The sequence below is a fragment of the Escherichia sp. KTE52 genome (assembly GCF_000408325.1).
GTDB classification, from domain to species: domain Bacteria; phylum Pseudomonadota; class Gammaproteobacteria; order Enterobacterales; family Enterobacteriaceae; genus Escherichia; species Escherichia marmotae.
Map to the genome: position 1 here is coordinate 1,264,162 of NZ_KE138680.1, position 20,101 is coordinate 1,284,262.

General features: G+C 43.1%; 19 protein-coding genes. 13 read left to right on the forward strand and 6 right to left on the reverse strand.

Annotation, left to right across the window (positions count from 1 at the left end; translation table 11 throughout):
• Nucleotides 1-5 precede the first annotated feature (5 nt).
• From rfaQ to A1SC_RS05610, 10 genes are all read left to right on the forward strand, one after another.
• On the forward strand, nucleotides 6-1,076 hold the full coding sequence (gene rfaQ / locus A1SC_RS05655; RefSeq protein ID WP_001517455.1) for a lipopolysaccharide core heptosyltransferase RfaQ: 1,071 nt from the start codon (nucleotides 6-8) through the stop codon (nucleotides 1,074-1,076).
• A complete protein-coding gene (rfaG, locus tag A1SC_RS05650) occupies nucleotides 1,073-2,197 on the forward strand; it encodes a lipopolysaccharide glucosyltransferase I (RefSeq protein WP_016262720.1) in 1,125 nt (374 codons plus the stop codon). Before rfaQ ends, rfaG begins: the two co-directional genes overlap by 4 nt.
• Entirely contained in the window at nucleotides 2,190-2,987 is a 798-nt protein-coding gene (gene rfaP / locus A1SC_RS05645) for a lipopolysaccharide core heptose(I) kinase RfaP (RefSeq protein WP_016249414.1), read from the forward strand. Before rfaG ends, rfaP begins: the two co-directional genes overlap by 8 nt.
• Nucleotides 2,988-3,018: 31 nt before the next feature.
• The gene (locus tag A1SC_RS05640; protein ID WP_024214641.1) at nucleotides 3,019-3,999 is read left to right on the forward strand and encodes a glycosyltransferase family 8 protein; all 981 of its coding nucleotides are present in this window, start codon (nucleotides 3,019-3,021) and stop codon (nucleotides 3,997-3,999) included.
• A 19-nt stretch (nucleotides 4,000-4,018) separates the two neighbouring features.
• A complete protein-coding gene (gene waaB / locus A1SC_RS05635; RefSeq protein WP_016262722.1) occupies nucleotides 4,019-5,098 on the forward strand; it encodes a lipopolysaccharide 1,6-galactosyltransferase in 1,080 nt (359 codons plus the stop codon).
• Nucleotides 5,098-6,117, forward strand: coding sequence for a lipopolysaccharide 3-alpha-galactosyltransferase (gene waaO, locus A1SC_RS05630; RefSeq protein WP_016262723.1), 1,020 nt, complete (start codon nucleotides 5,098-5,100; stop codon nucleotides 6,115-6,117). The genes waaB and waaO overlap by 1 nt, the downstream gene beginning before the upstream one ends.
• Nucleotides 6,118-6,156: 39 nt before the next feature.
• Nucleotides 6,157-7,173 carry a lipopolysaccharide 1,2-glucosyltransferase RfaJ gene (rfaJ, locus tag A1SC_RS05625; protein WP_000376837.1) on the forward strand — a complete coding sequence of 339 codons (1,017 nt, stop codon included), beginning with the start codon at nucleotides 6,157-6,159 and terminating at the stop codon, nucleotides 7,171-7,173.
• Between the two features lie 17 nt (nucleotides 7,174-7,190).
• Complete coding sequence (gene rfaY, locus A1SC_RS05620) at nucleotides 7,191-7,889, forward strand: lipopolysaccharide core heptose(II) kinase RfaY (protein ID WP_000615163.1); 699 nt, start codon at nucleotides 7,191-7,193, stop codon at nucleotides 7,887-7,889.
• 74 nt (nucleotides 7,890-7,963) lie between these two features.
• Nucleotides 7,964-8,815, forward strand: coding sequence for a 3-deoxy-D-manno-oct-2-ulosonate III transferase WaaZ (gene waaZ / locus A1SC_RS05615; RefSeq protein WP_000790282.1), 852 nt, complete (start codon nucleotides 7,964-7,966; stop codon nucleotides 8,813-8,815).
• A 32-nt stretch (nucleotides 8,816-8,847) separates the two neighbouring features.
• Entirely contained in the window at nucleotides 8,848-9,921 is a 1,074-nt protein-coding gene (locus A1SC_RS05610; protein WP_016262724.1) for a glycosyltransferase family 9 protein, read from the forward strand.
• Between the two features lie 25 nt (nucleotides 9,922-9,946).
• Here the strand turns inward: A1SC_RS05610 and A1SC_RS05605 are convergent, their stop codons facing one another.
• The 4 genes from A1SC_RS05605 to rfaD are packed head-to-tail and all read right to left on the reverse strand — an operon-like array spanning nucleotide 9,947 to nucleotide 14,173.
• Nucleotides 9,947-11,212 carry an O-antigen ligase family protein gene (locus tag A1SC_RS05605; RefSeq protein WP_001141924.1) on the reverse strand — a complete coding sequence of 422 codons (1,266 nt, stop codon included), beginning with the start codon at nucleotides 11,210-11,212 and terminating at the stop codon, nucleotides 9,947-9,949.
• A gap of 9 nt (nucleotides 11,213-11,221) precedes the next feature.
• Nucleotides 11,222-12,181 (reverse strand): lipopolysaccharide heptosyltransferase RfaC, encoded by a 960-nt coding sequence (gene rfaC / locus A1SC_RS05600; RefSeq protein ID WP_001264628.1) that lies wholly within the window; start codon nucleotides 12,179-12,181, stop codon nucleotides 11,222-11,224.
• Nucleotides 12,182-12,184: 3 nt separating this feature from the next.
• Nucleotides 12,185-13,231, reverse strand: coding sequence for an ADP-heptose--LPS heptosyltransferase RfaF (gene rfaF / locus A1SC_RS05595; protein WP_000699256.1), 1,047 nt, complete (start codon nucleotides 13,229-13,231; stop codon nucleotides 12,185-12,187).
• Nucleotides 13,232-13,240: 9 nt separating this feature from the next.
• Complete coding sequence (gene rfaD / locus A1SC_RS05590) at nucleotides 13,241-14,173, reverse strand: ADP-glyceromanno-heptose 6-epimerase (protein ID WP_000587764.1); 933 nt, start codon at nucleotides 14,171-14,173, stop codon at nucleotides 13,241-13,243.
• 213 nt (nucleotides 14,174-14,386) lie between these two features.
• Between rfaD and kbl the strand changes: the two genes are divergently transcribed.
• From kbl to waaH, 3 genes are all read left to right on the forward strand, one after another.
• On the forward strand, nucleotides 14,387-15,583 hold the full coding sequence (gene kbl, locus A1SC_RS05585; protein ID WP_016262725.1) for a glycine C-acetyltransferase: 1,197 nt from the start codon (nucleotides 14,387-14,389) through the stop codon (nucleotides 15,581-15,583).
• Nucleotides 15,584-15,592: 9 nt separating this feature from the next.
• Nucleotides 15,593-16,618 carry an L-threonine 3-dehydrogenase gene (tdh, locus tag A1SC_RS05580; protein WP_000645981.1) on the forward strand — a complete coding sequence of 342 codons (1,026 nt, stop codon included), beginning with the start codon at nucleotides 15,593-15,595 and terminating at the stop codon, nucleotides 16,616-16,618.
• 236 nt (nucleotides 16,619-16,854) lie between these two features.
• The gene (gene waaH, locus A1SC_RS05575; protein ID WP_000982071.1) at nucleotides 16,855-17,889 is read left to right on the forward strand and encodes a UDP-glucuronate:LPS(HepIII) glycosyltransferase; all 1,035 of its coding nucleotides are present in this window, start codon (nucleotides 16,855-16,857) and stop codon (nucleotides 17,887-17,889) included.
• On the opposite strand, the gene A1SC_RS05570 is transcribed toward waaH, so the two are convergent.
• Together A1SC_RS05570 and envC are read right to left on the reverse strand one after the other, a co-directional pair.
• Nucleotides 17,876-18,835, reverse strand: coding sequence for a divergent polysaccharide deacetylase family protein (locus A1SC_RS05570; protein WP_016262726.1), 960 nt, complete (start codon nucleotides 18,833-18,835; stop codon nucleotides 17,876-17,878). The genes waaH and A1SC_RS05570 overlap by 14 nt on opposite strands.
• Nucleotides 18,836-18,838: 3 nt before the next feature.
• Nucleotides 18,839-20,098: a murein hydrolase activator EnvC gene (envC, locus tag A1SC_RS05565; protein WP_001517464.1), complete on the reverse strand. Its 1,260-nt coding sequence runs from the start codon at nucleotides 20,096-20,098 to the stop codon at nucleotides 18,839-18,841.
• Nucleotides 20,099-20,101: the final 3 nt, after the last annotated feature.

Sequence of the window (20,101 nt, forward strand, 5' to 3'; positions counted from 1 at the left end):
CGCTAGTGGAAAAGCCATTTCGAAAAATCCTGGTCATAAAGATGCGATATCATGGAGATATGTTATTAACCACTCCTGTCATCAGTACGCTCAAGCAGAATTATCCTGATGCAAAAATCGATATGCTGCTTTATCAGGACACCATCCCTATTTTGTCTGAAAACCCGGAAATTAATGCGCTCTACGGTATAAGCAATAAAAGTGCAGGAACATTCGATAAAATTAAAAATGTGCTTTCATTGATAAAAACTCTGCGTGCGAATAATTACGACCTGGTCATTAATCTTACGGATCAGTGGATGGTGGCACTGTTGGTACGTTGTTTACCCGCACAGGTGAAAATATCGCAACTTTATGGTCATCGGCAGCATAGCATCTGGAAAAAAAGCTTTACACACTTAGCGCCAATACACGGCACACATATTGTTGAGCGTAATTTATCGGTCCTTGAGCCATTAGGTATTACCGATTTCTACACTGATACAACAATGAGTTACGCCGAAGATTGCTGGAAGAAGATGCGCCAGGAATTAGATGCTCTGGGCGTGAAAGAGCATTATGTTGTTATCCAGCCGACTGCTCGTCAGATATTTAAGTGCTGGGATAACGATAAATTTTCTAAGGTTATCGATGCGTTGCAACAGCGAGGGTATCAGGTTGTGCTGACCTGCGGGCCTTCGGCAGATGATCTCGCCTGTATCGATGAAATAGTGCAAGGCTGCCAAACAAAACCTGTCGCTGGCCTTGCGGGTAAAACACGGTTTACTGAACTGGGTGCTTTAATTGATCATGCCGTACTCTTTATTGGTGTGGATTCTGCACCAGGACATATTGCAGCGGCAGTGAAAACGCCAATAATTAGTTTATTTGGTGCAACTGATCACATATTCTGGCGTCCCTGGACTGAGAATATTATTCAATTCTGGGCGGGGAATTATCAGCAAATGCCGAGCCGACATGAACTTGACCGCAATAAAAAATATCTTTCTGTTATCCCCGCGGAAGATGTTATCGCCGCTACGGAAAAGCTGCTGCCAGAAGATGCCCCTTCAGTTGACAGGAATGCACAATTATGATCGTGGCGTTTTGTTTATATAAATATTTTCCTTTTGGTGGGCTTCAACGTGATTTTATGCGTATTGCATCAACCGTTGCCGCACGAGGCCACCATGTTCGGGTCTATACGCAGTCGTGGGAAGGCGAGTGCCCAAAAACATTTGAGCTTATTCATGTGCCAGTTAGGTCCCATACCAACCATGGACGCAATGCAGAATATTATGCCTGGGTACAAAATCATCTCAAAGCGCATCCCGCTGATCGCGTTGTTGGGTTTAATAAGATGCCTGGGTTGGATGTTTATTTTGCCGCTGATGTTTGTTACGCCGAGAAAGTTGCGCAAGAAAAAGGTTTTTTATATCGTCTAACATCACGTTATCGTCATTATGCCGCATTTGAGCGAGCGACTTTCGAGCATGGTAAATCGACGAAACTCATGATGCTGACTGATAAGCAAATCACCGATTTCCAGAAGCATTATCAAACTGAACCTGAACGTTTTAAAATTCTTCCCCCCGGCATCTATCCGGACAGAAAATACAGCGCGCAAATCCCAAATAGCCGTGAAATTTATCGCCAGAAAAATGGCATAAAAGAGCAACAAAACTTATTGCTACAAGTTGGATCAGATTTTGTTCGTAAAGGTGTGGATCGCTCAATTGAAGCTTTGGCAGCGTTACCGGAATCATTACGCCACAATACGCTTTTGTTTGTTGTTGGCCAGGATAAACCGCGAAAATTCGAAGTGCTGGCAGAAAAACTCGGCGTGCGGAGCAACGTGCATTTCTTTTCCGGTCGCAATGATGTGTCAGAATTAATGGCTGCAGCCGATTTATTATTGCATCCCGCTTATCAGGAAGCTGCTGGTATCGTTCTCCTTGAAGCGATCACTGCTGGATTACCTGTTTTGACAACAGCGGTATGCGGCTACGCGCATTATATTGCCGATGCCAATTGTGGAACGGTTATCGCTGAACCTTTCTCCCAGGAACAATTAAATGAAGTTTTACGTAAAGCATTAACACAATCTTCATTGCGAATGGCCTGGGCGGAGAATGCTCGCCATTATGCCGATACTCAGGATTTGTATAGCTTGCCAGAGAAAGCCGCGGATATCATTACAGGTGGTTTAGATGGTTGAATTAAAAGAGCCGCTTGCCACACTTTGGCGTGGTAAAGATGCTTTTGCCGAAGTTAAGGAACTGAATGGTGAGGTCTTCCGCGAACTGGAGACACGTCGCACATTACGCTTTGAACTGTCCGGGAAAAGCTATTTTCTTAAATGGCACAAGGGGACAACATTAAAAGAGATTATAAAAAATCTGCTCTCATTGCGGATGCCCGTTTTGGGTGCAGACAGAGAGTGGCATGCTATTCATCGCCTGAGTGATGTCGGTGTTGATACGATGAATGGCATTGGGTTTGGTGAAAAAGGTTTAAATCCATTAACCCGTACATCATTTATTATTACCGAAGATCTCACTCCCACGATTAGCCTTGAAGATTATTGTGCAGATTGGGCAGTCAACCCACCTGATGTGCGTATTAAACGTATGTTGATCACGCGAGTGGCAACCATGGTGCGTAAAATGCACGCAGCAGGGATAAATCACCGTGACTGTTACATTTGCCACTTTTTGCTTCATTTGCCATTTACTGGCCGGGAAGATGAATTAAAAATTTCGGTTATCGATCTACATCGGGCGCAGATACGCTCAAAAGTACCGCGCCGTTGGCGCGATAAAGACTTGATTGGCTTATATTTCTCATCAATGAATATTGGTCTGACGCAGAGAGATATATGGCGATTTATGAAGGTTTATTTTGGAATGCCTTTACACGAAGTTCTATTGCGGGAAGTTAACTTAATTAAAGAAGCAGGAATTAAGGCGCAAAAAATAAAAGAAAGAACAATAAGGAAAAAGCTTTAAATGTTCATTTCTTATAATAAGGGCTTAAAAATTGTTAAATATTAGGAACTTCGTCGCTAAGAAACAAAATTTATTTCAACACGAAATACCGAATGTTAAACATTTGCATATAGCATTATGCTTTGACCGTGGATTCATAATGCCAGCGGGTGTTGCATTATATTCAATCATTTCAAATAATAGTGATATTAATCTTCACTTTCACCTTCTTGTTTCAGGAATAAGTGAAAATGAATGCTCCGTATTTTCCGAACTAGAGGGACCGAATACGTCAATATCAGTATATCATGTGACAGATGAATTTGATATTAATCCGGACACCTTAATCCTGGGCATCCCTTTATCAACGTGTTTGCGTTTTTTAATCCCAGAGGTTATTGATGATAAAATAACAAATATACTTTATCTTGATTGTGATATCATATGTAATAGCTCTTTATATGAGCTCGTTGATTACGATTTAAATGATTATATAGCATGCGTTATCCCTGACTCACCAGATATGCAAGACCGTGTGAAACAGTTAGACTATGGCATTGAATTTATCAATTATTTTAATGCCGGAGTTATGCTTATTAATACCAGCGCATGGAAAAACGAGAACATAACACAAAAAGCGTTGGAGATGATCAACAATGGGAAAGTATATAGGTATGCAGACCAGGATGTGCTAAATATTTTACTTAATGGGCGATTATATTATCTCGATAAAAAATATAATAAAAAGACAACATTATCAGTAAGATGTGATGAAGAACAAAAAAATTTACCCAACACAATTATAATGCATTATGTTACTCAGAATAAACCATGGTATAAAATATTTAGGGCACAAAACTTTGAACGTTATTTTTATAATTCACCGTGGAGACATCATAAAAGGATGTTATCACCATCATCAAGTGATATTAGGTTAAAAGCTAAAGTTTATTGGTCCGAAGGGAAATATGGCAAAGCCATTTCTTATTATTATCATTATCTGTTCGCTAAATTATTCAACGTGAAAATTTAGATGGAAAACTAATATAATTATGAAAATAGCATTTATCGGCGAAGCGGTTTCTGGATTTGGTGGCATGGAAACGGTTATCCGCGATGTCATTAATACCTTCAGGCAACAACACATCCAAAGTGAAATGTTTTTCTTTTGTCGCAATGACAAAATGGATAAGGGATGGTTGGAAGGTATTGAATACTCGTGTTCATTTTCCAATATTCGGTTAGGTTTTTTGCGTCGAACGAAACATATTCATGCTTTAAGCAAATGGCTTCAGAATTATCAGCCAGATGTTGTTATTTGTATTGACGTTATCTCGTGTTTGTATGCGGCCAAAGCACGTAAAAAATCAGGAATTGATGTGCCAGTATTTTCATGGCCACATTTTTCTTTAGATCACAAAAAACATGCTGAATATGTCACCTGTGCCGACTATCATTTAGCAATCAGCTCTGGCATTAAACAGCAAATGATTAATCGGGGTGTACCAGAATCGACGATAAATGTTATTTTTAATCCAGTCGAAGCTAAAGACACAGTCATTCCTGCGCCTGAGGAAGGCGAAACGGCAACGTTCATTTATGTTGGGCGTATGAAATTCGAGGGCCAGAAGCGGGTTAAAGACCTCCTTGATGGCTTATCACGAGCGCAAGGTGACTGGAAACTCCATGTACTGGGTGATGGCTCCGATTTTGAAAAATGCCAGGCTTATAGTAGAGAATTAAATATTGATGACCGAATTGTCTGGTATGGTTGGCAACAACATCCTTGGGAATTAGTCCAGCAAGATATTAAAAAAGTGAGTGCGTTATTACTCACGTCATCTTTTGAAGGTTTCCCAATGACTTTACTTGAAGCTTTATCATGGGGAATTCCTTGTATCAGTGCCGATTGTGTCTCCGGACCTGCTGACATTATTCAATCTGATGTTAATGGTCATCTGTATCAACCGGGAGATATTACTGGTTTTGTAACTCTTCTGAATAAATATATAGCAGGTGAAATTCATATCGAACATGGAAAAATTCCTTCATCGATAGATAAGTTTTATAAACCGAAGTATTACGACAGATTACATAAGATAATTATTTCTGCTATTTCCCGGAGGAAATAATGCAGCAGGTGTTTTTCCAGGAAACTGAGTTTCTTAATTCAGTTATTGATTATAATCATAAAGTAGAAACAGAAAATCTTTGTCTGGACATCGCTTATGGAACTGACAAAAATTTTCTTTTTGGTTGCGGAATATCGATTGCTTCTATATTAAAATATAATGAAGGAAGTCGATTGTGTTTCCATATTTTTACTGATTATTTTGGTGATGATGATCGTAAGTATTTTGATGCCCTGGCGTTACAGTATAAAACCAGAATTAAAATATATCTGATTAATGGTGATCGACTTCGATCATTGCCAAGTACCAAGAACTGGACTTATGCAATATATTTTCGATTTATTATTGCGGATTACTTTATTAATAAGGTGCCTAAAGTCCTTTATCTGGATGCAGATATCATTTGCCAGGGGGCTATTGAGCCACTAATCGATTTCTCGTTTCCAGACTATAAAGTCGCAATGGTTGTTACGGAAGGCCAGGCTGACTGGTGGGAAAAACGCGCACATTCGTTAGGTGTTGCGGGGATTGCTAAAGGTTACTTTAACTCCGGTTTTTTATTTATCAATACAGAACAATGGGCAGTCGAGCAGGTTTCTGCGCGAGCCATTGCAATGTTAAATGAACCAGAAATAATCAAAAAAATAACACATCCTGATCAGGATGTATTAAATATGCTGCTGGCAGACAAACTTATTTTTGCTGATATTAAATATAACACCCAGTTTAGCTTAAATTATCAACTCAAAGAAAGTTTTAAAAACCCAGTAAACGAAAATACTATTTTTATCCATTATATCGGTCCAACCAAGCCCTGGCATGACTGGGCCTGGGATTATCCTGTATCACAAGCCTTTATGGAGGCAAAAAATGCTTCGCCATGGAAGAATACGGCGTTGCTGAAACCTAACAATAGCAATCAATTAAGGTATAGCGCAAAACATATGCTTAAAAAGCATAGATATCTAAAAGGATTTAGCAATTATCTTTTGTATTTTATTAAAAAGATAATGCATTAAAACTGGGAAACTATAAAATAATGATATAAGGGTAGCATTGTGGACTCATTTCCTGCCATAGAGATAGATAAAGTTAAAGCCTGGGATTTTCGGCTAGCTGATATAAATACTTCTGAATGTTTAAATGTTGCCTATGGTGTCGATGCTAATTATCTTGATGGTGTAGGTGTTTCTATCACATCAATTGTTCTAAATAATCGACATATTAATCTTGATTTTTATATTATTGCTGATATCTACAATGATGACTTTTTTCAAAAAGTCGCAAAACTTGCAGAACAATACCAATTAAGAATCACGTTATATAGAATTAATACTGATAAGCTTCAGTGCTTGCCTTGTACACAGGTCTGGTCAAGAGCAATGTACTTTCGTTTATTTGCATTTCAATTGTTGGGTTTAACGCTTGATCGTTTGCTTTATCTTGATGCGGATGTTGTTTGTAAAGGTGATATTAGCCCGCTATTGCATCTGGATTTAAACGGAGCGGTGGCTGCTGTTGTTAAAGATGTTGAGCCAATGCAGGAAAAGGCAGTATCAAGGTTGTCTGATCCTGAACTACTGGGGCAGTACTTTAATTCTGGTGTCGTTTATTTAGACTTAAAAAAATGGGTTGACGCAAAACTAACAGAAAAAGCGTTGTCTATTCTTATGAGCAAAGATAATATTTATAAATATCCTGACCAGGATGTTATGAATGTCTTACTGAAGGGAATGACAATATTTTTACCTCGTGAGTACAATACAATTTATACAATTAAAAGTGAATTAAAAGATAAAACACATCAAAACTATAAAAAGTTGATTACAGAAAGTACTCTTCTTATTCATTATACAGGTGCTACTAAACCGTGGCACAAATGGGCAATATATCCATCGGTGAAATACTATAAAATAGCGTTAGAAAATTCCCCCTGGAAAGATGACTCTCCGCGAGATGCAAAATCAATTATTGAATTTAAAAAAAGATATAAACATCTGTTAGTGCAACATCATTATATCTCAGGAATCATAGCAGGAGTCTGTTATCTTTGCCGAAAATATTACCGTAAATAACATTTAACTGGTTTATCATGATTCAGAAGAACAAGATCAAAGACTTAGTTGTTTTTACCGATGAAAGCAATTCAAAGTATCTCAATGTATTAAATGACTTCTTGTCTTATAATATAAATATCATCAAAGTTTTTCGTTCTATTGATGATACGAAAGTCATGCTTATTGATACCGATTACGGTAAATTAATACTTAAGGTCTTTTCCCCGAAAGTTAAGCGTAACGAACGTTTCTTTAAGTCGCTGTTAAAAGGTGATTATTACGAACGCCTTTTTGAGCAAACCCAAAAAGTACGAAATGAAGGGTTAAATACCCTCAATGATTTTTATTTGTTGGCTGAGCGAAAAACCTTACGATTCGTCCATACTTATATTATGATTATCGAGTATATTGATGGTGTAGAGTTGTGTGATATACCCGATATTGATGATGTGCTAAAAAATAAAATTCAGCAATCAATTAATTCATTGCATCAACATGGTATGGTTTCTGGTGATCCCCATCGTGGTAACTTCATTATAAAAAATGGTGAGGTTAGAATTATTGATCTTTCAGGAAAACGTGCTTCAGCACAGCGTAAAGCGAAAGATCGTATTGATTTAGAGCGTCATTACGGTATTAAAAATGAGATTAAAGATCTAGGTTATTATCTTTTAGTATATCGTAAAAAAATGCGCAATTTTATGCGGCGTTTGAAAGGGAAACCAGCACGCTAAAATAGAAATATCCAACAATTACGTGTCTTCACCAGGACAGTTTTAAGCGGAGTTATTTATTTCACAGGTTTATCATGAAGAATATTAGATACATTGACAAAAAAGATGTTGAAAACCTGATAGAAAATAAGACATCTGATGATGTTATTATTTTTCTGTCTGGTCCCACATCGCAAAAGACGCCTTTGTCGATATTACGGGCAAAGGATATTATTGCTGTCAATGGTTCAGCGCAATATCTGTTAAGTCATAATATTGTTCCCTTTATATATGTACTTACAGATGTTCGCTTTTTACATCAGCGTCGTGATGATTTTTATAAATTTAGCCAGAGAAGTCGTTATACCATAGTAAACATTGACGTTTATGAACACGCTTCCGAAGAAGATAAACTTTATATCCTCCAGAACTGCCTTGTATTACGGTCTTTTTACCGCCGGGAAAAAGGTGGTTTTATAAAGAAGATCAAATTTAATATTTTGAGTCAGATTCACAAAGAACTGCTGATCTCTGTACCTTGGTCTAAAAGAGGTCGTCTGGTCGGATTTTGCAAGGACATCAGTCTTGGTTATTGCTCATGTCATACTATTGCCTTTGCTGCAATTCAAATAGCATATTCACTGAAGTATGCACGGATTATTTGTTCTGGTCTGGATTTAACTGGTAGCTGCTCGAGATTCTATGATGAAAATAATAATCCCATGCCCTCGGAATTGAGTAGGGATTTATTCAAAATATTACCATTCTTCCGTTTTATGCGTGATAATGTAGAAGATATTAATATTTATAATTTATCTGATGATACAGCTATTTCTTACGATGTAATTCCATTCATTAAACTTCAAGAAATCAGTACCGAAGAATCAAAAGATGAGACAAGAATAAAAATACAATATGAAGTCTCAACTGATTCTTATGCTAATTAAACATCATGAAACTAAAATAATATGGTATAAAAATGCGCCTAGGAACTTTTCATAAAAAGAAAAGATTTTATATAAACAAAATCAAGATTAATTTCCTTTCTTTTATGTTTCGTAGGGAAATTAATAATCAAGTTACAGAACCTGCGCAAGTTAAATCATGTCTTATAATTCATGATAATAATAAACTCGGTGATCTAATTGTATTAAGTTCGATTTATCGTGAACTTTACAGTAAAGGGGTTAAAATAACCATTCTCACAAATAGAAAGGGTGGGGAGTTTCTCTCTAATAATAAAAATATATTTGATTTCTGTATTAAAGAATCAACTGGCTTCCTTAAAATGCTTAGTCTATGTAAGCATCTGCGGGATTTACAGTTCGATATTGTATTAGACCCCTTTGAAACTATGCCTTCATTTAAGCATAGTTTAATATTATCAAGTTTAAAAGATTCTTACATTTTGGGTTTTGATCAATGGTATAAGCGTTACTATTCATTTTACCATCCCCACGATGAATGTTTAAAAGAACACATGAGTACACGAGCAACAGAAATACTGAAGCATATTTATGGTGAGGGTGAATTTTCCACCGACTACGACTTGCATTTACCTGTAGATGTTGAAAATAAAATAAAAGATTTTATTGGAAATACAAAAATAGTCATCATTAACCCATTAGGTGCAAAAAAAATATGCCGACTTACTCCTGAACAAATAAAATTTATATATCAAGAAGTGAAGATATGGTTTAAAAATTATCGAGTGATATTTACCGGGTTACCGCAAGATTTATTGACAATACCAATATCTGAAATTGAAACACTACCTTTCAACGAATTTATTTATACTGTTGCGTTGACCAGGTATAGTGATTTTGTCATTTCTGTTGATACAGCTCTTGTTCATATCGCTGCGGCTTATCATAAACCAACGCTTGCATTTTATCCTAATTCACGTGCTCCGGAATATCCCTCACATTTAATTTGGGCTCCGAATAATCATCAATCTATACAAATAGTATCCCCAACATTTACGGTAAAAGATATCGATACTGAAACTTTAACTGATTCAGTAAAGAGATTAAGTTGTATAGATAAGAAGTGAGTTTTAACTCACTTCTTAAACTTGTCTATTCTTGATTAATAGTATTGTTGCGATTATTAATAACGAGTAAGAGAACTATGGCGGATATAACGATAATTGGAATGCTGCGTGCCCATATGATCACATCACTGAGTCCAACCCCCATAATACCAAGCGTTAATATCAACAAACCCAATGCGCGTTTTTTATATGCTGTATAAAATAGTGAGAAATAGAAGAATATAGTGGAAAAAATTCCCATCATACCTTTCAGTGAAGCAGCTTCAATTATCTCATTATGCAGATGTACGTTAGAAAAATCCAATGCTCCTCTCAGTCTGCTGTGTTCTGCGACTAACAAATTCATACTTTCAGCGCGCGACTCTGCAGATCTAAATGAAAAAGGTGATTCTTTGAATATATCTAAACCAATTTCATACATTGCTAGTCTTGCACCTAAGGAAGTCACGCTATTAGCATTGGTGTAACTGTTTAAATCATTTAACGCTTCATTATAACGATATTGAATTGGTTTATTAAATATAATAACAACACTAGCCAATATGGTAATTAGTAGAATGATAGCGGTGCTGAATTTTTTTGGTGATTTGTTATAATAAGCTATTAATGCAACAGTACAAATCACAGGGAAGAGCAGTAGGGTTGCTCTGGTTTGTGTTAGTGCCAGAACATAAAGCACCGCGCAACTATTTAATAAAAATAAAAAAGGATGATTTTTTTTAGTATAAAGAATTGCAACACCACTAACTATGCCTATTAACATAGTTGAATATGCCGCTCCTGTTGCCGTTCCTATACCAAAAGAAATGCGATCATGTTCATAAATGCTATTAATATAAAATGCATATGCGGCAATTATAAATGACAGAGAATACATAACATATAATGCAATTTCTTTTTTTTGTTTTAGTTTGCTGGTAAGGGCTAAAAAAACAATAAAAGAACCAAATAAAAATATTTTGGCAGTATTTAAGTAATTATGGTAAGTAGCACGAAATGGTGAGTTATCTACTTTAAATAAAGAATACCAAATTAAATCAAGCAATCCTATAAAAAATATAGAAAGGGGAAGAATAAGTTTTTTTATATTATAATTTCCTTGTCTACCACGTAAAATTAGTGATAATAAGCAAACTACAGCAGTGATATTATATATCTTTATGCTGAAAGTGTTATCGACGAATGCAATTATCAACGAAAAAAAACTTAATATATAAGTCATTATCTCTAAAATCGTAGATGATTTTAGAGCATAAGGTTTCCATGATTGGAGTTTAATGAAGGTTGGCATGTTTTACCTTTATAATGATGATAATTTTTCCAAAACTGCGTGACCGTTGAGATTAATTAAGCTTTTCCCCGGGGCCCTACAAACCACCTGATTCTTCCCATATCCGCCAATTAATCCCGGATCGGTCGGTCCATAAACAGTGATATTGGGTTTATCCAGAGCCGCAGTTAAATGGCTTAACCCCGTATCTACCGAAACCACGAATTTCGCCCCGGCCAGCACTCGGGCAACTCCTTCCAGACTCATCTTCGGCAATACGTCGACATAATCAAATCCCTCCGCCAGCCTTTTCGCCCGAGCTTCTTCATGCGGTGCGCCCCAAGGGAGTTTAATGCGGATCCCCGAATCTGCCAGCAAGCCGATTAATTCTCGCCAGTGCTCTTCCGGCCAGTGCTTATCATCACGGGTCGTGGCATGCAGAAATACAGCATATTCACCAGCATCCGGTAGTGGATTTGTCAGGAAATGCTGCGCAATAGCATAATCGCCCTGGGTTTGTGGTTTGCTATACCCCAGGCTTTTAGCGAACAACTCACGGGTTCGTTCTACGGCGTGCTGCTGTTTCGCAATATGGTGCTTGCGATTATAAAACAGGCTTGCCAGTGGTTCGCGAGCAGTTTGCCAGTCCATTCCATGCTTAACGCCATGCGCCAGACGTGTCACCAGCGCGGCACTTTTTACCAGTCCTTGCGCATCAATAATCGCGTCATAGTTTTCCGCCCGTAGCGCTTCACGAAACGCTTTCCGCTCTGCTTTAACAGGCGCTGAAAACCACGCTTTACGCCAGCGACGTATCGCTACCGGAATAACCCGCTCAACGGCGGCGTGCCAGGAAGGAATTTGTGCAAAACCTTCTTCCACCACCCAGTCAAACGTAATCCCCGGGATTGCCTGCTGTGCATCGGTGAGCGCGGGCAGCGTGTGGAGAACATCGCCCATCGACGATGTTTTGACGATCAGTACCCGCATCCGTCAGGCTTCCTCTTGTAACAACAGCGTGTTGAGTTCTTCCAGCACGAGTTGTGGCGTAATGTCGACCAGGCTCTGGTGATAACCCTCTGCGGCGTCACCTTTACGCACTTTGTGATAACCCGTAATCAGGCGGATCACCCGCGCTTTATGGGAAAGCGGCGGTGTGAAGTCCGGGCTGCTCGGGCCATACAGTGCAACCAGTGGGCGATTAAGCGCTGCCGCAACGTGCATCAGCCCTGAATCATTAGTGACAATGGCTTTACAAGCCGCAATCAGGATAACTGCTTGATCAAGCTGCGTTTCCCCTGCCAGATTACGACACCACGACTGCTGCTCGGTATTCAATGCCGCAAGGATCTCATTACCCGCTTCATGATCTTTAGCCGAGCCAAACAGAACCACCTGATAACCTTCATCAATGAGCTGTTTCGCCAGTTCCGCGTAGTGGTAGTGCGGCCAGCGTTTTGCCGGACCAAACTCTGCACCAGGGCAAAAGCCAATCATCGGGCGTTCCGATGAGAGGGAAAATTGATTACAGGTATACGATTTTTCACCTTCGCTCACTTGTAGCTGCGGCCATAGCAGTGGCTGCGGCAGATCTTGTGCTGTGCGCATAATGCCTTTGTCGTAGGCCAGCGCGACATAGCGTTCCACCATCAGTGGCCAGGCTTCTTTATCAAGTACGCGAACATCGTTGAGTAAACCATAGCGCATTTCACCACGCCAGCCGGTGCGATGAGGAATACCTGCGAAGAAAGGCACTAATGCTGATTTAAAGGAGTTGGGTAAGACGTAGGCGCGGTCGTAACGTTTTTCGCGCAGGCTATGCCCCAGCTTGCGGCGTTCGCTAATCTCCAGCGCCCCATGACCGAGGGGCATGGGAATGGCTTCGTTGACTTCCGGCATCCGCGACAATAACGGACGGCACCAGGCAGGTGCCATCACGTCGATTATCGCCTGGGGATAGCGCGCCTGGAGCGTACGATAGAGACTTTGCGACATCATCATGTCGCCAACCCAAGACGGGCCGATCACCAGTATTTTCATTCAAAGCTCTTATGCGTCGCGATTCAACCAGGCCATATATTCCGTTACGCCTTCGGCAACGGTTTTGAATGGTTTGTCATAACCCGCAGCACGCAGGTTAGTGAGATCTGCCTGGGTGAATGCCTGATAACGGCCTTTCAGTTTATCCGGGAACGGAATGTATTCGATCTGGCCTTTCTTGTGATAAGCCAGCGTCGCATCCGCCACGGCCTGGAAAGATTCTGCACGACCGGTGCCGAGGTTAAAGATGCCGGAAACGCCATTTTCCAGGAACCACAGGTTCACATCAGCCACGTCGCCCACGTAGACGAAGTCGCGTTTAAAGTTTTCGCTACCTTCGAACAGTTTCGGTGATTCACCGTTGTTAAGCTGAGTGTTGAGATGGAAAGCGACGCTCGCCATGCTGCCTTTATGGCCTTCACGCGGCCCATAAACGTTGAAGTAACGGAAACCGACAATCTGCGAGTTCGCTTCTGGCAGGATTTGACGAACATATTCATCAAACAGGAATTTTGAGTAACCGTAGACGTTCAGTGGTTTTTCGTATTCGCGGGATTCGATAAAGTCGGAGGTGCGTCCGCCATAGGTGGCTGCGGAAGATGCATACAGGAATGGGATTTCGCGTTCCAGACAGTAGTGCAGCAGCTCTTTGGAGTATTGATAGTTGTTATCCATCATATACTTGCCATCCCACTCGGTGGTGGAAGAGCACGCGCCTTCATGGAAAATCGCTTCGACATCACCGAACTCTTCGCCAGCCATAATCTGGATCAGGAAGTCTTCCTTATCCATATAGTCTGCGATATTCAGATCCACCAGGTTCACAAACTTGGTGCCGTCTTTCAGGTTGTCCACCACCAGAATATCGGTGATGCCTTTATCATTCAGGGCCTTAACGATGTTGCTGCCGATAAAGCCCGCGCCGCCGGTAACGATGATCATAACTGTAACCTTCGAATTATGGAGTCAGAGACAATCTCAGACACGAATACTTCTATCATATCACTACACGGCGTTGGCTTCAGCCATTCACCGAAAGTGAGAATGATGGGCGTTATTTATTCTAAATTTTACAGAAGTGTTAACGCGTCATCTCGTCGCGACCTGTAAGTTTGGGTAATATGTGCGGGAATTTGTCCTGTCTGGAGAGTCGCAATGCGTGGAGAATTTTATCAGCAGTTAACTAACGACCTGGAAACCGCAAGGGCGGAAGGGTTGTTTAAAGAAGAGCGCATTATCACGTCTGCGCAACAAGCGGACATCACTGTGGCTGATGGAAGCCACGTCATTAACTTTTGTGCCAATAACTATCTCGGGTTGGCGAACCATCCTGAGCTGATTGCGGCGGCAAAGGCGGGAATGGATTCTCACGGTTTCGGGATGGCTTCAGTACGTTTTATTTGCGGTACTCAGGATAGCCATAAAGAGCTTGAGCAGAAACTGGCAGCATTCCTGGGTATGGAAGATGCGATTCTCTACTCATCCTGTTTTGACGCCAACGGTGGTCTGTTTGAAACGCTGCTGGGCGCAGAAGACGCCATTATCTCTGACGCGCTGAATCACGCTTCGATCATTGACGGTGTGCGTCTGTGCAAAGCCAAACGCTATCGCTACGCCAATAACGATATGCAGGAGCTGGAAGCGCGGCTGAAAGAAGCGCGTGAATCCGGGGCGCGCCATGTGTTAATCGCCACCGATGGTGTGTTCTCTATGGATGGCGTAATTGCCAACCTGAAAGGAGTTTGCGATCTCGCGGATAAATACGACGCTTTGGTGATGGTCGATGACTCTCATGCTGTCGGTTTTGTCGGTGAAAACGGCCGCGGTTCTCATGAATACTGCGACGTGATGGGCCGTGTCGATATCATCACCGGCACGCTGGGTAAAGCGCTGGGCGGTGCTTCCGGCGGTTACACCGCGGCGCGCAAAGAAGTGGTTGAGTGGCTGCGCCAGCGTTCTCGTCCGTACTTATTTTCCAACTCGCTGGCACCGGCCATTGTCGCCGCTTCCATTAAAGTGCTGGAGATGGTCGAAGCGGGCGGTGAACTGCGTGACCGCCTGTGGGCGAACGCGCGTCAGTTCCGTGAGCAGATGTCAGCCGCTGGCTTTACCCTGGCTGGTGCCGATCACGCCATTATTCCGGTCATGCTTGGTGATGCTGTAGTGGCACAGAAATTTGCTCGTGAGCTGCAAAAAGAGGGCATTTACGTTACCGGTTTCTTCTATCCGGTCGTACCGAAAGGTCAGGCACGTATTCGTACCCAGATGTCTGCGGCGCATACTCCTGAGCAAATTACGCGTGCGGTCGAAGCGTTCACGCGTATTGGTAAACAACTGGGCGTTATCGCCTGAGGATGTGAGATGAAAGCGTTATCCAAACTGAAAGCGGAAGAGGGCATCTGGATGACCGACGTTCCTGAACCGGAACTCGGACATAACGACCTGCTGATTAAAATCCGTAAAACAGCCATCTGCGGGACTGACGTTCACATCTACAACTGGGATGAGTGGTCGCAAAAAACCATTCCGGTGCCAATGGTCGTAGGCCATGAATATGTTGGTGAAGTGGTTGGTATTGGCCAGGAAGTGAAAGGCTTCAAAATTGGCGATCGCGTTTCCGGTGAAGGCCATATTACTTGCGGTCATTGCCGTAATTGCCGTGGTGGTCGTACTCATCTGTGCCGCAACACGATCGGCGTCGGCGTTAATCGTCCGGGTTGCTTCGCTGAATATCTGGTGATCCCGGCATTCAACGCCTTCAAAATTCCCGACAATATCTCCGACGACTTAGCTGCGATTTTCGATCCGTTCGGTAATGCGGTACACACGGCGCTGTCGTTCGATCTGGTTGGCGAGGATGTGCTGGTTTCTGGTGCGGGGCCAATTGGTATTATGGCGGCGGCGGTGGCAAAACACGTCGGCGCACGCAACGTGGTGATCACCGACGTTAACGAATACCGTCTGGAGTTGGCGCGCAAAATGGGCATCACTCGCGCGGTTAACGTTGCCAAAGAAAACCTCAATGATGTAATGGCAGAACTCGGCATGACCGAAGGGTTTGATGTTGGTCTGGAGATGTCCGGTGCGCCAGCGGCGTTCCGCACCATGCTGGACACCATGAATCACGGCGGTCGTATTGCGATGCTGGGTATCCCGCCGTCTGACATGTCTATCGACTGGACAAAAGTGATCTTTAAGGGCTTGTTCATTAAAGGCATTTACGGCCGTGAGATGTTCGAAACCTGGTATAAAATGGCGGCGCTGATTCAGTCTGGTCTGGATCTCTCGCCAATCATTACCCATCGTTTCTCCATCGATGATTTCCAGAAAGGCTTTGACGCCATGCGTTCTGGCCAGTCCGGGAAAGTTATCCTGAGCTGGGATTAACACAAAAAAGGGCTGGCATTCCAGCCCTTTTTCCTGAGGATAATCCGTTAAATATGTAAAATCTTGTCAGTACAATAAAGAATAAGTAATTGCGCTGTTCTCTTATATAGCTGTTCTCATTATCTCTCTAACCTGAAGTTACTCTCACCCGTAAAAATAATATCTCACAGGCTTAATAGTTTCTTAATGCAAAGCCTGTACAAAGGAACGGTAATTTCAGAGGTCGTCGGTAACTTATGATGAACAGCACCAATAAACTTAGTGTTATTATCCCGTTATATAATGCGGGCGATGATTTTCGCACGTGTATGGAATCTTTAATTGCGCAAACCTGGACTGCTCTGGAAATTATTATTATTAACGATGGTTCAACGGATAATTCTGTTGAAATAGCAAAGCATTACGCGGAAAACTATCCGCACGTTCGCTTGTTGCATCAGGCGAATGCTGGCGCATCGGTAGCGCGTAATCGTGGGATTGAGGCGGCGACGGGCAAATATGTCGCTTTTGTCGATGCAGATGATGAAGTCTATCCCTCTATGTACGAAACGCTGATGACAATGGCGTTAGAGGATGATCTCGACGTGGCGCAGTGCAATGCTGACTGGTGTTTTCGTGATACCGGGGAAACCTGGCAATCTATTCCCACCGATCGCCTTCGCTCAACCGGCGTGTTAACTGGCCCGGACTGGCTGCGGATGGGGCTTTCTTCCCGCCGCTGGACTCACGTTGTCTGGATGGGCGTTTATCGCCGCGATGTTATTGTAAAAAATAACATTAAATTTATTGCCGGATTACATCATCAGGATATTGTCTGGACAACAGAATTTATGTTTAACGCGCTGCGCGCGCGATATACCGAGCAACCATTATATAAATATTATCTGCATAATTCGTCAGTGAGTCGTCTGAATAGACAAGGGAATAAAAACCTTAATTATCAACGCCACTATATTAAAATCACGCGTCTGCTGGAAAAATTAAATCGCCAGTACGCCGACAAAATTACGATTTATCCGGAATTTCATCAGCAAATAACGTATGAAGCATTGCGCGTTTGCCATGCGGTACGTAAAGAGCCGGATATTATTACCCGCCAGCAGATGATTGCCGAGATATTTACTTCCGGCATGTATAAGCGCCTGATTACTAATGTGCGCAGCGTGAAGGTGGGTTATCAGGCGTTGCTGTGGTCTTTCCGCTTATGGCAATGGCGCGACAAAACACGGTCGCACCATCGCATTACGCGTAGCGCCTTTAATTTGCGCTAGCGTTAAGTTTTGCCGCTTCGGGCTGTTTGCCCCAGCCTTGCCACTGATGCTGGAAGTAAACGATCAGTGTGCTCTGGCTGATGCTTTCGCTTAATACTTCAAAGAAGCGATTAGCATAAACCGGTTCCAGCGGTTTCTTCGGTTTACACAGCTTCACACCACGGAACGGATTACGCGGCGCGTTGGGCACGGTGTTTTTCGGCGGAGTCGATGTATCGACCTGCGGTTCATTCAGCAAGCTGCTGGCTTTCACCAGCGTAATGTCTGGCGGCAGGTTATAAACCATCTGCTGCAGCACACGTACCGTTGAAGGGTGAGGATGACCAATGGCGATCGTCGAACCGTTGCGACGCGCCAGTTCAATTGCGCGATTAAACTGCACACGAATATCCGCTTCGTTTTGCGAATCGTCGAGGAATACCTTCCGTTTAATAACTTTCACGCCAGTACCTTGCGCAGCGCGCATCGCCTGGGTATTGCCGATGGTTACGCTGTCGAGGAAGTAAAGATTGTAACGTGCCAGCGCCTGCATCACTTTCTGCATACCAAACAGGTTCGAGGTCATCTTGCTGCCCATGTGGTTGTTGATCCCCACAGCATAGGGCACGTTATTGACTGCACTGCGAATGATGCGCTCAATTTCGTCGCTACTCATTTCCGGGCGCAACGTATTTTTTTCCAGCGGCTGTTTACTCAATGGTGCCATCGGCAGATGAATCAACACTTCGTGACCGCTGTTATGCGCTTTGGTCGCCATCTCTCTGGCGTGCGGCGAGTCGGGTAGCACGGCGATGGAGATAGCGGATGGCATCGCCAGCACCTGGTTTTCGTTGTGCGGGCGATAGCCAAAATCATCAATAACGATGGCAAGTTTGCCAGCAAGTACGGGGGAGGAAAGCGCCAACAGAGCGGCAAATGCAAGAACGTTACGACGAAATGGAAACAAAACTTATCTTCCCAACCACGGCTGTGGATTGACCGCCTGACCCTGGCGGCGAATTTCGAAATAGAGTGAAGGCCGACCCTGACCGCCACTGCTGCCCACTAGTGCAATTGGCTGACCCGCGCGAACCTGCGAGCCAACGCTCACCAGTGCGCTCTGATTATAGCCGTAAAGACTCATATCGCCTTTACCGTGCTCAACCACCACCACCAGACCGTAGCCTTGCAGCCAGTCAGCCAGAATTACTCGACCGTCGGCAATCGCTTTAACTTCAGTGCCTTCAGAAGCACCAATAACCATCCCTTTCCAGCGCAGCTCGCCCTGTAGCTGTTCGCCATAGCGATGCAGTGTTGGCCCACGAACAGGCCAGAATGCCTGACCACGCGGTGCACCTAAACCACCGGTACGGGACATCAGCGATTTTTCGCTTTCGGTTGGTTTGTAGGTGGTGCCTTTGCGCGTCGCTTCTTTCTGCCTGTCGCGCACTGCCTGGGCTTCGCGCGCTTCACGTTCAGCACGTGCTTTCGCTGCCGCTTCTGCACGAGCAATGCTATTGCGCAGACGAGATTCGTTGGCGCGCAGCTCGCTTAACTGTTGCTGACCTTGTTGAATGGAAGACTCCAGCCCTGCCAGCGTCTTCTTACGCTCATTCAGCGCCTGGGTCAGCTTCGCCTGTTGGGCGCGCTGTTCATATAACAGTGTTTGTTGTTCGCTCTGTTTCTCTTCCAGTTCAGCACGCTGCATGGCAACTTCTGCGCGCGTCTGCTTCAGCTCAGCGATGGTTTCTTGTCGCGCCTGGTTGAGGTAACCGAAGTAAGCCTGCAAACGCTGGCCGCGCTGGCTTTCTTCACCGCTAAGAATGAGCTGAATACCGGTATGCTCACCCTGACGAAACGCGGCATCCAGTTGCGCGGCGAGGCTGCGTTCCTGAGCGGCTTTTTGCTGCTCCAGCTTAGCAATTGACGCGTTCATCTCATCAATCTGTTTATTCAGTTGATTGAGCGTGTTTTGCGTTTCGCGCAGCTTACGGGTGGCTTCAGAGATCGCCTCTTCCTGCTTTTTCAATTGTGCGAGCAGGCTTGCGCGTTGTTGCTGTTGTTGGCGTACCGCGCGCTCTTTCGCGGCGATATCGGCCTGAATAGACTTGAGTTGGTCGCGGTCATCCGCCTGGGCGGAAAAAGTGCACAACAATACGCCAGCGCTAAGAACGCTGGCGTAAATGATGGGCCTGACTGCAAACCTGCGCGGTTTCGTGGCCCGTGTCATGGT